This window comes from Pyxidicoccus caerfyrddinensis, assembly GCF_010894405.1.
Classification (GTDB): domain Bacteria; phylum Myxococcota; class Myxococcia; order Myxococcales; family Myxococcaceae; genus Myxococcus; species Myxococcus caerfyrddinensis.
The window spans coordinates 24456-37628 of record NZ_JAAIYA010000005.1; the positions used below are offsets into that span (position 1 = coordinate 24456).

At 69.9% G+C, this 13173-nt stretch carries 13 protein-coding genes; 4 read left to right on the forward strand and 9 right to left on the reverse strand.

From position 1 onward, the window contains the following. Positions 1–22 precede the first annotated feature (22 nt). The 5 genes from G4D86_RS12985 to rpmH are packed head-to-tail and all read right to left on the reverse strand — an operon-like array spanning position 23 to position 3495. A complete protein-coding gene (locus G4D86_RS12985; protein ID WP_163993297.1) occupies positions 23–829 on the reverse strand; it encodes a KH domain-containing protein in 807 nt (268 codons plus the stop codon). Next, entirely contained in the window at positions 826–2643 is a 1818-nt protein-coding gene (gene yidC, locus G4D86_RS12990; RefSeq protein WP_163993298.1) for a membrane protein insertase YidC, read from the reverse strand. The genes G4D86_RS12985 and yidC overlap by 4 nt, the downstream gene beginning before the upstream one ends. A 49-nt stretch (positions 2644–2692) precedes the next feature. Continuing rightward, the gene (yidD, locus tag G4D86_RS12995) at positions 2693–2911 is read right to left on the reverse strand and encodes a membrane protein insertion efficiency factor YidD (RefSeq protein WP_163993300.1); all 219 of its coding nucleotides are present in this window, start codon (positions 2909–2911) and stop codon (positions 2693–2695) included. Beyond that, entirely contained in the window at positions 2908–3330 is a 423-nt protein-coding gene (gene rnpA, locus G4D86_RS13000) for a ribonuclease P protein component (protein ID WP_163993302.1), read from the reverse strand. Before rnpA ends, yidD begins: the two co-directional genes overlap by 4 nt. A 12-nt stretch (positions 3331–3342) precedes the next feature. Then, entirely contained in the window at positions 3343–3495 is a 153-nt protein-coding gene (rpmH, locus tag G4D86_RS13005) for a 50S ribosomal protein L34 (protein ID WP_163993305.1), read from the reverse strand. 487 nt (positions 3496–3982) lie between these two features. On the opposite strand from rpmH, the gene dnaA reads away from it, so the two are divergent. Both dnaA and G4D86_RS13015 read left to right on the forward strand, forming a co-directional pair. After that, positions 3983–5335: a chromosomal replication initiator protein DnaA gene (dnaA, locus tag G4D86_RS13010; protein ID WP_163993307.1), complete on the forward strand. Its 1353-nt coding sequence runs from the start codon at positions 3983–3985 to the stop codon at positions 5333–5335. Positions 5336–5473: 138 nt separating this feature from the next. After that, positions 5474–7555, forward strand: a complete 2082-nt coding sequence (locus G4D86_RS13015) for a HEAT repeat domain-containing protein (protein WP_240360218.1) — start codon at positions 5474–5476, stop codon at positions 7553–7555. Positions 7556–7649: 94 nt separating this feature from the next. Here the strand turns inward: G4D86_RS13015 and G4D86_RS13020 are convergent, their stop codons facing one another. The 3 genes from G4D86_RS13020 to G4D86_RS13030 all read right to left on the reverse strand — a co-directional run bounded on the left by G4D86_RS13020 (position 7650) and on the right by G4D86_RS13030 (position 9330). Further along, positions 7650–8081, reverse strand: a complete 432-nt coding sequence (locus tag G4D86_RS13020) for a CBS domain-containing protein (protein WP_163993309.1) — start codon at positions 8079–8081, stop codon at positions 7650–7652. Positions 8082–8126: 45 nt separating this feature from the next. Continuing rightward, the gene (locus G4D86_RS13025; RefSeq protein ID WP_163993311.1) at positions 8127–8609 is read right to left on the reverse strand and encodes a DUF2267 domain-containing protein; all 483 of its coding nucleotides are present in this window, start codon (positions 8607–8609) and stop codon (positions 8127–8129) included. Between the two features lie 202 nt (positions 8610–8811). After that, positions 8812–9330 (reverse strand): secretin and TonB N-terminal domain-containing protein, encoded by a 519-nt coding sequence (locus tag G4D86_RS13030; protein ID WP_163993313.1) that lies wholly within the window; start codon positions 9328–9330, stop codon positions 8812–8814. 232 nt (positions 9331–9562) lie between these two features. On the opposite strand from G4D86_RS13030, the gene G4D86_RS13035 reads away from it, so the two are divergent. Then, positions 9563–10372: a hypothetical protein gene (locus tag G4D86_RS13035; protein WP_163993315.1), complete on the forward strand. Its 810-nt coding sequence runs from the start codon at positions 9563–9565 to the stop codon at positions 10370–10372. 226 nt (positions 10373–10598) lie between these two features. Continuing rightward, positions 10599–12437: a monovalent cation:proton antiporter-2 (CPA2) family protein gene (locus G4D86_RS13040; protein ID WP_163993317.1), complete on the forward strand. Its 1839-nt coding sequence runs from the start codon at positions 10599–10601 to the stop codon at positions 12435–12437. Between the two features lie 4 nt (positions 12438–12441). Here the strand turns inward: G4D86_RS13040 and G4D86_RS13045 are convergent, their stop codons facing one another. Beyond that, on the reverse strand, positions 12442–13125 hold the full coding sequence (locus tag G4D86_RS13045) for a hypothetical protein (protein ID WP_163993319.1): 684 nt from the start codon (positions 13123–13125) through the stop codon (positions 12442–12444). Positions 13126–13173 lie beyond the last annotated feature (48 nt).

Here is a 13173-nt window from a genome sequence, read left to right on the forward strand (position 1 = left end):
ACGCGTGCGGCGCGAACCGCGCTCACTCGTCGAAGTCGTCCTCGTCGTCGTCCGGCAGCAGGCTCTTCTTGGGCAGCGGAGCCGGCTTCTCCGGAGTGAACACCACACGGCGGTTGCGGCCTTCGCCTTCCACCGTCACCTTCGTTCCTCCCACTCCTTCTACTGCCCTGAGGACGCGCGCGCGGTCTTCCAGCTTCATCGCGGCCAGCGCGTAGAAGCGGCCCAGGCTGCCCGACTTCACCGCGAGCTGGCGGGCCGCCTCTCGAAGCGCCGCATCCTCTTCCACCGTCACCGAGCGCTCGTCCCCGTCGGCGCGAGCCGCCGGAGCCGCCCGAGCGGCCGGGGCCTGTGCGCCCCCCCGAGGAGCCTTCGCGGGAGCCTGCGCCGGAGCCGCCGCCTGAGGAGGAGGCCGGGGCGCGGCGGGGGCCGGAGCGGCCGGAGCCACTGCCGGAGCAGCGGCCTGGGCCGCCTGTGCCGCCGCCTGCGGCTCACGACGCTGCCGGGGCTCCGGGTGGGCGCCCGCGCCGAGCACCACCCAGCGCCGCTCCACGCCGGGCCGGTGCATCATCTTGTTGAGCAGGAACTGGAGCGAGTCCACCACCTGGCTGCGCCGCCCGTTCTCCACGCCGGGAGGAGGGCCCGCCTCGAAGTGGAGCGCCACGGAGAGGCTGCCATCCGCGGCGTCCTGCATGTCCAGGCGCGCCGGGAAGCCCATCAGCCCGAGGATGTCTCCGAGCAGCTTCTCCACGCGCGCCCGGAAGTCGCCAGAAGCAGCGCTGCCGGAGGCCGGAGCCCCCGGTGCCTGCTGCGGAACCTGCTGCTCACTCACTTGCGTCTGCCTCCCGCCGTCACCACCGCTGGCGTCCCGCCGCCCGTATTCGACTTCTTCCGGTCCAGCCACTTGCGCAGCCCGTACTGCTGGCCAATCGACAGCAGGTTGTTGGTGAAGATGTAGAGCGACAGGCCCGCGGGGTACTGGAGCAGCGTGGCCGTGAAGATGATGGGCATGAACCAGGTCATCATCTTCGCCTGGGCCGCATCCATCATCTGCGGCTGCATCTTCTGGGTGATGACCATGGACACGCCCAGCGCCAGCGGCAGCAGGTACGTGGGGTCCTTGTACGTCAGGTCGCGCCAGATGGGCCCGATGAAGGGCTCGCCGTAGATGTCGAAGCTGTTGCGCAGCGCCGTGAAGAGCGCAATCCACACCGGCATCTGGATGAGCAGCGGGAGGCACCCGCCCAGCGGGTTCACCTTCGCCTCCTGGTACAGCTTCATGATCTCCAGGTTCTGCTGCTCACGGTTGTCCGCGTGCTTCTTGCGAATCTCCTCCATGCGCGGCTGGAGCTTCTTCACCTCTTCCATGCTGACCATGGAGCGGTAGGTGAGCGGCAGCAGCACCAGCTTCACCACCACGGTGAGCAGGATGATGGACACGCCCCAGTTGCCGGTGATGCCGTGGAAGAACTTCATCACCGCCAGCAGCACCTTGCAGAGCACGGCCCAGATGCCGAAGTCGACCGTGTCCTCCAGCTTGGGGTGGAAGGCGGTGTCCCCCAGCGAGGCGGCCTTGCGCAGGTCGGGGCCGGGCACCACGGCGAGCAGGTCCGGGTCCTTGGGGCCCAGGTAGCCGCCGAAGCGCAGCGTCACCGTCTCGCCGGCGGCCACGCTGAGCGGGAAGGACGCCGTCACCTCGCGCGCCGTGGGCGACGCGTTGAGCGTGCAGTGGCCGGCGCGCGGCCCGTCCAGCGGATAGAGCGCGGACAAGAAGTACTGCTGGTCGATGCCGAAGAAGTGCAGCTCGCCCTTGGTGTCCTCTTCCTTGGGCTTGTCGTCGCCCGGGCTCATCTTGTGGAGCTTCTCGTCCACGTAGCAGGCCGCGCGGCTCAGGTTGCCCACGCCTCCGAAGAAGGACGGCGCGTGCTCGAAGTTGGGGTCCACCGCGCGGCTGTAGTGCACCTGCAGCTCGCCGTTCTGCGGCTGGCCGGAGGTGTTGCGCACCTGCACGGCGTACACCAGCTCGAAGCCCTGGGTGGGCCACTGCAGCGTCTTCACCACCTCCCACGGGCCCTGGCGGCCGGTGAAGGTGAGGCCGTTGGCGCTGCCGCCCGCGCCCTCCGTCACCGCGTAGCGCAGGCCCGCGGGCAGGGGGCTGTTGCCCGCGATGGACACGGACAGCGGCAGCGGCTGGCCCGGCACCGGCTGCGCCACGTTCATCTGCGGCGGCGGGGGAATCTCCTTGCCGACGAGCTTCTGGAAGCCCTGCTCGATGGTGAGCGACTGCTGCTCACGCATCTTCGACCCCTGGAGCACGGCCGCGGTGAGGCCACCGCCCTCCGAGGTGAAGCCGTAGTGGACCTCCTGGCGGGCCACGTCCACCTTGCGCTCGGGGAGCGCCGGGGCCTCATTGGCGGCGGGGGTGCCGGTGCTGCCGCTCCCCGGAGTGGGGACGGCGGCGGCGACGGTGCCGGCATCGGCGGGAGCGGCGACCACCACACCCGCGTCCGCGCCCTCGGCCCCGGGCTCGGGCGGCTTGGGGGCGAGGAAGAAGGTGTAGAAGGCGGTGGCCACGAACGAGAGGGCCAGGGCGGCCAGCAGTCGCTTCTGCGAATCGTTCGACTGGGGCGAGAGCGGATCGTTCATAGACTCCCCCCTCCGAGAGGGAGAGGGCTGCAGGGGGTGGATGGCCCCGTCACGGCACCGGGTCGATGCCGCCGGGGTGGAAGGGCTGGCAGCGCATGAGCCGCCACGCGGTGAGCCAGGAACCCTTGAAACCGCCGTGCTTCTCCAGCGCTTCCATGGCGTAGGTCGAGCACGAGGGGTGGAAACGGCAGACCTTCGGCAGGAGCGGGCCGAGGAACTTCCGGTAGAAGCGGATGGGCAGGGAGATGACGAAGGCGAGCGGGCTCATCTGGGAGGCTCCTTCGGCTTCGTCTCCGCGGCCGGCGCGAGCCGCTGCAGCTTACGGGTGACACCGTCGAAGGCACGCGACAGCTCCGGGAAGGACGCGTCCTTTCCGGACGAGCGCACCACCAGCACCACGTCCAGGCCCGACGGCCATTGCGTGCGGCGCTTGCGGTACAGCTCGCGCAGCACGCGCCTCAAGCGCGCCCGAACCACCGCGTTGCCCACCTTGCTCGACACGGTGAGGCCAACACGGGAGTACGTCCGGCCATTGCGCTTGATGAGGGCCAGGAGGCAGTCGGAAGGAACCTTCTGCCCGCCTTCCTGAACCTCCAGGAATTCGCGCCGCTGAAGCAGGCGCAGGGCCTTGGGGAAGCGCTGGTCTGCCGGGCCAGACTGGCCCGGCGTCGCACCCTCGGCCCTCACACTCGAACTCGCTTACTTCTTCGCGGCGGAAACGACGAGCCGCTTACGGCCCTTGGCGCGGCGGCGCTTGAGGACGTCACGGCCGCCCTTGGTGGCGTTCCGCTTGCGGAACCCGTGGGCGCGATTGCGGCGGACCTTCGACGGCTGGTACGTGCGCTTGGACACGGCTCTAACTCCTTGATGACGGCGGCGCCTCCTACCGCTCCGGCGCGACCTGAACTGGGGAAAGGGGCGGGTCCGTAACCCTCTTTCCAGGGTAAGTCAACGTTGGATCACACCTACCCGTGTATTGCCCGGGCCGAAACAGCCCCCGGTGCCGGGTACGTGTAAGGGAACACGCCCCGGGGTGAAAGCTCCTTGTGACCTCCCCAGGGCTCCCCATCTGGAGACCGGGCAGGCGGGCGGGCAACGCCCCGGGCCTTTGCAGGACGCACTGCCAGTCACAGCCGGATGATCCGCCCCCCAGCGCTTGGGGAGGGTGTCGGGGGCGGCTACCAGCGTGCCGGGTCGGCATGCCCGTTGCCGATCCGTCGCGTCCGGAAAAGCACCTGGAGATCCGCCGCGTTGGGCCGGTTCCTTGATCCACTTGGAAGCGTCTGTTAGCACGGCCGAACGCCCGCAGGCCCTTCGCTTTTGCACGGTCGAGACATACTTGAACGCCCTCGCTCACGCCGCTTCCCCCCTTCCAAGTGCCGGAATTATCTGGGCTCGGATGCTCGAACAGATCCGCCGGGAGAAGTTCGACTATGCGCTGAGGTGGCTGGAGCGGATGCGCCCGCTGGAGGTCCGCGACGGGGCCCTCGTCATGGGCGTTCCGGACCGCTTCTTCCGCGACTGGGTGGATGATCACTACCGCCCGATGCTCGACGCGCAGCTCGCGCTCCAGGGCGAGGGCCTCACCACCATCGCCTATGAGGTGGTCGAAGGTCTTGAGCCCGACCCCCACTTCCCACCCACACCGACAGTCAAGGCCAGCACGGCCCGGCCGGCGCGGCTGAACTCGCGCTTCATCTTCGACACCTTCGTGGTGGCGGACAGCAACCAGCTCCCCGCCGCCGCCGCCCAGGCCGTGTCCGAGCGCCCGGGCCACGCCTACAACCCGCTCTACATCTACGGCGGCACCGGCCTGGGCAAGACACACCTGCTCCAGGCGGTGGGCAACCACATCTGGGAGAAGGACCCGTCCCAGCGCGTCGTCTTCCTCTCCAGCGAGCAGTTCACCAACGAGTACGTGGAGAGCGTCCGCGAGCACCGCATGTCGGAGTTCCGGCGGAAGTTCCGCGAGGAGTGCGACGTGCTCCTCATCGACGACATCCAGTTCCTCGGCAAGCGCGAGGAGACGCAGAAGGAGTTCTTCTACACCTTCAACACGCTGTACGAGATGGGCAAGGCGATTGTCCTCACCAGCGACACGGTGCCCGCGGAGATACCGGGCCTGGAGGAGCGGCTGCGCAGCCGCTTCACCATGGGACTGCTGACGGACATCCGCGAGCCCACCTACGAGACGCGGGTGGCCATCCTCCAGAAGAAGGCCGTGGCGGAGGGGTTGGATTTGCCGGACTCCGTCGCGCACTTCATCGCCAAGCACATCCAGAAGAACGTGCGCGAATTGGAAGGCGCGCTGGTGAAGCTGTCGGCGGTGCACAGCCTGACGCGCCAGCAGGTGACGGAGGAGTTCGCGTCCGAGGTGCTGCGCGACATCCTCCCGGCGCAGCGCTCGGTGGACATCGAGGCCATCCAGCGCGAGGTGGCCCGCTTCTACAAGGTGACGGTGGAGGCGCTGAAGGAGGACCGCCGTCACAAGGCGCTGGCCCATGCTCGCCAGGTGGCCATGTACTTGAGCCGCAAGCTGACGAAGAGCTCCTTCCCGGAGATTGCCGCGCGCTTCAGCAAGGACCACTCCACCGTCATCTCCGCGGTGCGCAAGGTGGAGGGCCAGCGTGCCACGGACAACACCGTGCAGCGCGAGCTGGCCGAGCTGGAGTTGAAACTCGGTAGCAACTGAACAGAAGTCCTGAAACGCCGGGCATGACGCGATACGTCCGGCGCACCGGGTCATCTTCCGTGGGTGTGGCGGGCCCTACTCCCTCCGTCACCCCGCTCCACGACCAGGAATGTCCCGCGCACACGTATTCCGTGTGACGTGTCCCCTCGCCTGAAGAGCCTGTTGCTGTGTCTCGCCCTCCTGGCGGCGGCGGGCCTTTGGCGTGCGGGCTACTGGGCGACGGGTGGACGCACCGCGGACTCGGGGGCGAATCCTCCCCAGGCCCTAGGGCCCGTCGAGGTCATCCGGCAGGGCGTGAAGGGCCACCGGCGGGTGCTCACGCCGGGGCAGCGCCACCGATACACGTTCGACCTGGACACGCGGACCATCGAGAACACGGAGGCAGGCCCGCGCACGGCGCACACGGGCTGGGGCGGCGAGCTGGCCCTCACGTACCTGGGGTCCGAGGGCGGCCAGCACCTGTTCCAGGGCCAGGTGGTGCTGCTGCGCGTGGAAGAAGAGACGGACGATACACCGGTGCTGGGCGACGCGGAGCGGCGCGACTTCCAGGGCATGTTCGAGCGGCCCCTGTACGTGGCGCAGGACGCGCGAGGCCGGGTGCTTGCGGTGCACTTCGATGCGGTGCACGACGCGACGGCGCGCCGCTTCGTGCGCTCGCTGCTGGCGGCCACGCAGTTCGTGGCCGAGGAGGGCCAGGGCTGGAGCACCGAGGAGACCGACACCACCGGCGACTTCGAGTCGGAGTACCGCGCGGACGGCAGCGCGAACACCTACACGAAGACGAAGCGACGCTACCTGCGCGTCTCCGCTCCGGCGCGAGTCCCTCCGTCCACCGTGCCCCGGCTGCGCGGACACCTGGCCTTCACCCTCTTCGAGGACGGGCACGTGAAGGAGGCCGCGGGCTCGGACGTGGTGGAGTTCATGCCCCTCGAGGACAGGCACGAGAAGGAGGACGCGGGCTCGGGCGCGGTGAGGTTCATGCGCCTCAAGGAGGACGCGGGCTCGGGCGTGGTGAGGTTCATGCGCATCAACGACGGGCACATGAAGGAGGACGCGGGCTCGAACGTGGTGAAGTTCATGCGCATCAACGACGGGCACGAGAAGGAGGACGCGGGCTCGAACGCGATGGAGAAGGTCACCGTGCCGGGGCACGTGCGCGTAGAGACGCGGGTGGCGCTGACGAGCGTGGGCGTGGACCACCCGTCCCTGTCGCTCCGTGACTTCCAGGCCGTCCGCGCCTCGCTGCGCACGGAGCGCCTGTCGGAGAGAGAGCAGGCCGCACCTCCCGCGCCCTCCGAGGACCAGCGGCTCGTGGGGAACGCGAAGCCAGACGACTTGCTGAAACAACTGGCGCGCGAGACGCGGCCGGCGGCGCGGGACGCGGTGCGCGCGCGGCTGGCGGCGCTATTCCGGTTGGAGCCGGCGGAGGCGGACCGGGCGGCGCGCCGGGTGCGGCAGGGTGAGGTGGGCGCGGCGCTGTCCGAGCAGGTGATGCAGGCGCTGGGGAGCGCGGGGACTCGCGAGGCGCAGCTGGCGCTGGCGTCGGTGCTGGAGGAAGCGCGGTTGCGGCCGGAGACGCTGGCGCACGCGGCGAAGGTGGCGGCACGGTTGGAGCGGCCCACCGCCGAACTGGCCGAGGCGCTCGGCCGGGTGGTGGACGGAGCACGGGACGAGGACGTGCGGAACACGGCCGCGCTGGCGGTGGGCTCGGTGGTGAAGGGCCTGGAGCCGGTGGAGCCGGGGCGCAGCCGGGCGCTGCTGGAGCAGCTGCTGCGGCGCTGCCACGCGCGGACGGTGGGGCCGGTGGTGTGCCTGCGGACGCTGGCCAACGCCGGGGCTCCGGAGGGACTGGCCTATGCGCGGTCCGCGCTCCTGCACCCGGCGCCGCTGGTGCGCGGGACGGCCACGGAGGCGCTCCGGACGATGCCGGGGGCGGAGGTGGACGGGCTGCTGGACCAGGTGCTGCTCGGAGACCCGAGCGCGCGCGTGCGGGCCCTCGCCGTGGCCGCCATCTCCCAGCGCGTGGCCGGCCCCCACCTGCGCGCGGTGGCCATGGCCCTGCGCGCGGAGTCGAGCGAGCAGGTGCGGCTCGAGGTGGTGCGCATGCTCGGAGGCTGGAAGGCGGTGGACGAGGTCGCGGCCGCACTGCTGCGCGACGCGGCCGACAACGATGCGTCCGAGCGGGTGCGACGGCTGGCGGCGACGCTGCTGGCGGGGTAGGGCGCACCGGGGACAGGCAAAGGGCCCGGCGCTCCCTGAGTGAGGCCCGGGCCCTTGACGCAACAGCGTGGCTTCAGCCACACGGCAGCCCGTGTCAGTGCGCGGGCTGTGACGGCTCGGAGATGGACTCGAGCGTCTTGCCGGCCTCCTCGGTGCTCATCGCCTCCGCGAGGTCGCCCAGCGAGACGATGCCCACCAGCCGCTTGTCGCGGTTGACGACGAGGATGCGGCGAATCTGCTCGTCCTTCATCTTCCGCGCCACCTTGGAGATGTCCTCGTCTTCGTAGACGTACTCGAGCTCACCGGTCATCGCCTGCGACACGCGGGTGTTGTTCGGGTCCATGCCCTGCGACACCGCCCGCACCACGATGTCGCGGTCGGTGATGATGCCCTTGAGCCTGTCGCCGTCGCATACCGGCAGCGGGCCCACGTTCAGCATGCGCATCTTCTCCGCGGCGTCCTTCAGTGAGTCGTTGGGACTGATGATTTCCACGTCCTTCGTCATCACGTCCTTGACCTGTTTCATCTGGCGGCTCCTTCCGTGAGTGGGTTGGGTTGGGTGACGACGCGCTCAGGCCTCCTGCATCCACAGCGAGCGCAGGTCGATGGGAAGCTGGCCCATGACGTCCTCGGCCTCACCCTCGGAGATGTGCTCGCGCACGGTGGCGAAGACGGCGCGGCTGAGCCGCTCGGCCTCGTTGGGTGTGGTGTCCAGGTCCTCGGCCACCATCGCGAGGAACTGCTCCAGCTTGTACTTGCGGGGGATCGTGCCCTCGTGCCGGGCACACCGCTGCAACAGGTCGCGCACCTTGCGCGGGAGCTGGGCCTCCAGGTGCTTCGCCTCGGTGTCGATGAGGCGCTGTTCGAGCAGGCACAGCACGGACTGCGCCGCCTGCTCCGCGAGCTCGCGGCCGATGTTCGCCTTCTTCTCCAGGTCCTTCAGGAACAATGCGTAGGTCTGCGTGGTGCGGGACTCACTTCGCTGCGCACGCAGGTCCGGGTTGGGCGCCCGCTGCTCACCCGCCTGCTCCTGTCCCTCACGCTCATTCGCCATGACTTGCCCTCCTTCAGTTCGCTGCCCCTCTCAGAGAGCGTGGGCACCGTCACGGCGGAGGGCACCGCGTCACCCCCGCGCGCCGGGACGACGGCCCGGAGAGCGAGCCATGGTCCTCTCGCGCGAGCCGGGGTCCGCGCAGGCGAAGGAAGCGAAGCCGAGGGACGAGCGCCCGCCTCTCAGCTCTGGAGGTCCGCGCGACTCAGGGCAGCGACACGGGCTCCACGTCGGTGACGATGAGCGTGTTGGTGCGGGCGTCCACGCTGGCGCTGCCGCGCGGGGAGAGCTGGGCCCGCACGTGCGGCAGCAGGTCCGCGGCGCGCGTGTAATTCACGGGGATGAAGTACGTGCGCAGCGGCGCCACGTCCTCGCGCGCCTGCTTCAGCTTCACGCGCAGGTCCGCCTCGTCCTTGAGCTTGCGCAGGGGCGCCACGCGCATGACGCTGCCCTGCAGCTCGCGGCCCAGGCCGTGCGAGGAGAGCACCGTCTCCAGCGCCTGCTTCCACGGCACGTTGCGCAGCCGCAGCGTCACCGTGCCCTGGACCTCGTCGTCCACCACCAGGTTTAGGTGTCCCAGGTCCGCGAGCATGCGCAGCACGTCGTGGACGTCCGCGCGGACGATGTCGACGGTGACGCGCTTGCCCTCCGCCTTCGGTGAAGCGGCGAGGGCCGGCGCACCCAGCAGCGCCAGCGCGAGCACGGCGGCTCGGGCTCGGGACATGGAAGGAACCTCCAGCGTGACGGCTCGAGCATAGCGCCGACAGCCCCCGCGCTCACCCGCGCCCCACCCACGCTGTCCTCCAGCACCCGACGCACGGCCGACCGCCACCCGGAGTGACAGCGCCTACATCCCCGCGGGGCTCGGCCTTCCGGCAGGGTGGCCATTCTTCCTTTCGACAGGTCTCCTCGCTGACATCGGACGCGGCCCGGGCGTCCACACCCCCACATCCCACATGACCTCTCGCATTCCCGCCTTCCGTGGCCTCGTGCTGTCGTCTCTCGCGCTGGGCCTGACTGCCTGCGGTGGTGACGGCGCCAGCCTGCGCTTCACGTCGAATGACCGCGCGGTGAACCTCTCCAGCGCCTGGGTGCAGGCGACCTCGCAGCCGGCACCCTCCACCCTCTTCACGTCCAGCGACGGCACCAGCTTCAACCTCACCCAGGCGCGCATCCACCTGCGCGACATCCGCCTGGACCTGCCCAAGGGCACGAAGTGCGAGGACGTCAGCGGCCTGCTCGCCGGCGCCGAGTGCAAGGGCGGGGACGACTCGAAGACGCTCGTCGTCCCCGGCCCCATCGTGGCGGACCTGATGACGGGTGCGACGACGCCGGACCTGTCCGGGCTGCGCATCCCCGCGGGCACCTACAAGCGCATCGACTTCCGGCTGGAGGAGGCGAAGGCCGACGAGGTCGGCGCCACCGAGCCGCTGCTGGGCTACAGCTTCCTCGCGCGCGCGGACTTCACGCAGGACGGCGCGGCCCGCAAGCTGGAGATGTTTTTCAAGTTCAGCGAGGACGCGCGCTTCGAGTCCTCCACGGGCGTCGAAGTCCCGGAGGGCGGCTCGCTCATCGCGTTCCTCAAGCCGCAGGTGTGGCTGGAGGGGCTGCCCCTGGGCGAGTGCCTCCAGGACGGCGACGTCGAGGTGGTCAACGACACGGTCCGCATCGACGGCAAGGCCGGCGGCAAGTGCGGCGACGCGGAGGGCCTCGTGAAGAGCAACATCAAGCGCAGCGGCGACCTCCGCAAGTCCGAGGAGAAGTGACACCCCGGGCGCGCTGAAGCCCCGTCCGCCCCGCTTCGCTCGAGGCCGTGCCCGGACTCTTCCGGCGCACGGCCTTTTCATATCCGCGCCCGGAAGGCTGTCCCCGGAAGGACGGGTGCGTCGGACCGCCGGGCCGGGAAGCGCGCGGCGGTGCCGGGAACGCCTATCGCACGGGGGGCGGTCTGGACTAGGAGGGCGGACGCTCCACCGCCCCCAGGTGCTCACCATGTCCGCCAGCCCCGAGACTCCCGTCTACGTCGAGGCGCTCATCTTCCTTGGAGCGGCCGTCGTGGCCGTGCCGCTGTTCCGCAAGCTGCGCCTCGGCTCCATCCTCGGCTACCTCGCCGCGGGGCTCGTCATCGGCCCCTTCGGGCTCGGGCTGTTCTCGGACTCCACGTCGGTGATGCACGTCGCCGAGCTGGGCGTGGTGCTCTTCCTCTTCATCATCGGGCTGGAGCTGAACCTGTCGCGGCTGTGGGCCATGCGCCGGGACATCTTCGTGCTCGGCACGGCGCAGGTCGTCCTCTGCGGCCTGCTCACCATGCTCTACCCGCTGCTGGTGGCGAACCGTCCGTGGCAGGCCGCGCTCATCGCGGGGCTGGGGCTCGCGCTGTCGTCCACGGCGCTCGTCATGCAGATGCTCGGCGAGCGCGGCGAGGTGCAGCACCCCCACGGCCAGAAGGCGTTCGCCATCCTGCTGCTGCAGGACCTGGCCATCGTCCCGCTGCTCGCGCTGGTGGCGCTGCTGTCGCCGGTGGACTCGACCGGGGGAGACCCGCTGTGGCTGTCCGCGGCGAAGATGCTGGGCGCCGTCGCGGTGGTGATAGTCACGGGCCGCTACCTGCTCAGCCCCTTCTTCCGCGTGCTGGCGAACGCGGGCGCGCACGAGGTGATGACGGCCGCCGCGCTGCTGGTGGTCATCGCGGCGGCCACGCTGATGACGTACGTGGGGCTGTCCTCGGCGCTCGGCGCGTTCCTCGCCGGCGTGCTGCTCGCCGAGTCGAGCTACCGGCACGAGCTGGAGGCGGACCTGGAGCCCTTCCGCGGGCTCTTGCTCGGCCTGTTCTTCATCTCCGTGGGGATGACGGTGGACGTGAGGGCCATCGTGGACCACTGGCGCCTGCTGCTGGGCGCGGTGGTGACGCTCACGCTCATCAAGACGTCGGTGGTGTACGGGCTGATGCGGCTGCTGCGCAACCCGCACGACGTGTCACTCCGTACCGCGCTGCTGTTGCCACAGGGTGGCGAGTTCGGCTTCGTGCTGTTCTCCACCGCGGTGGCGGCCGGGGTGATGCAGCAGGAGCAGGCCACGCTGCTCGTGGTGCTGGTGACGCTGACCATGGCGCTGACGCCGCTCATCGCCGCGCTGGCGCCCCGGTTCATCCGCACGCGCACGGCGCCCGAGCGCAAGGAGGACTTCGCCGGGGCGCGAGGCTCGGTGCTCATCATCGGCTTCGGGCGGTTCGGCCAGATTGTCAGCCAGCTGCTGCTGGCCGAGGGCGTGGACGTCACCACCATCGACATCGACGTGGAGATGATTGAGGCCGCCGAGCGGTTCGGCTTCAAGGTCTACTACGGCGACGGCACGCGGCTGGACGTGCTGCGCGCGGCGGGCGCGGAGCGGGCGCGGCTCATCTGCGTGTGCGTGGAGCGCCAGGACGCGGCGACCCACATCCTGGAGTTGTGCCGCACCACCTTCCCGCTCACGGAGGTGTACGTGCGCGCGTACGACCGCGGGCACGCGCTGGAGTTGATGGAGCGCGGCGCGCACTTCCAGCTGCGTGAGACGTTCGAGAGCGCCATCGCCTTCGGGCGCGCCGCGCTGGTGGGAATGGGGCTCCCGCCGGAGCGCGTGGCCGAAGTAGAGGAGGACATCCGCCAGCGGGACAGAGAGCGCTTCGCCATCCAGCAACAGGGGCGGGATGTCCGGGCGGGCAACGACAAGCTCTACACCCGCCCCGCGCCGCGCCCCGAGCCGTTCATCCCTCCGCAGCGCCAGGCGGTGTCCCTGAACCTGGCACCGACGGGGGAGGGCGGTCCGACGAAGGACGGGAAGAAGGAGTAGGGGCTCACTGCGGCGGGGGAATGATGATGCCTCCGTCGACGACGACCTTGGCCTCCTGTCCGGAGGAGCGGAGCTTCACGCCCACCGCGACGCGGTAGATGTCCCAGCCGCTGCCGTCGGTGTTCTGGACGCCGGAGAGGCTGGTCATCGAACCGGAGTAGACCTGGAGGTTGCACTTGTTGGTGGCCGAGCTCCACACGCCCTGCTGGCTGCTGGAGCCGAGCGTGTCCCAGGTGTTGGCGGCGTTCTTCCGGTAGAACGACAGGTAGAGCCGGTAGGCCGCGCAGTCGATGGCGTTGTTGGGCAGCACCCCGCCGAGCTGCGACGAGCTGGGCAGGTCATGCGCGGCCCCGGTGGCTCCCAGCTCGTAGTTGTAGGGAGTGGCGCGCGTGTCACCGACGTAGAGGTCCACCACCCAGCGGCCGCAGCCCTCGTAGTAGTACGAGGCGTCCCCGCTCTCGCTGGCGTAGGGCAGCGCGGTGAACGGGACGTTGTACCCGGTGCCGATGTGCAGGGTGTCATTCGCGGCCACGCTGGTGCACAGAGGGCGGACGGGGACGACGATGATGTCCTGGGCGTGGACGTCGCGCGCCTCCGGCTGCGGCTCGTCTCCAGGAGGTACGGGGGCGCCGCATCCAATCTGTGCGAGGACGGCGAGGGCGAGGGCAGGGAGCTTCAGCTTGTGCATGGCGTTCTCCTGTCGTGGGTGACAGTCGGTGAACGCCCCCTTCGGAGA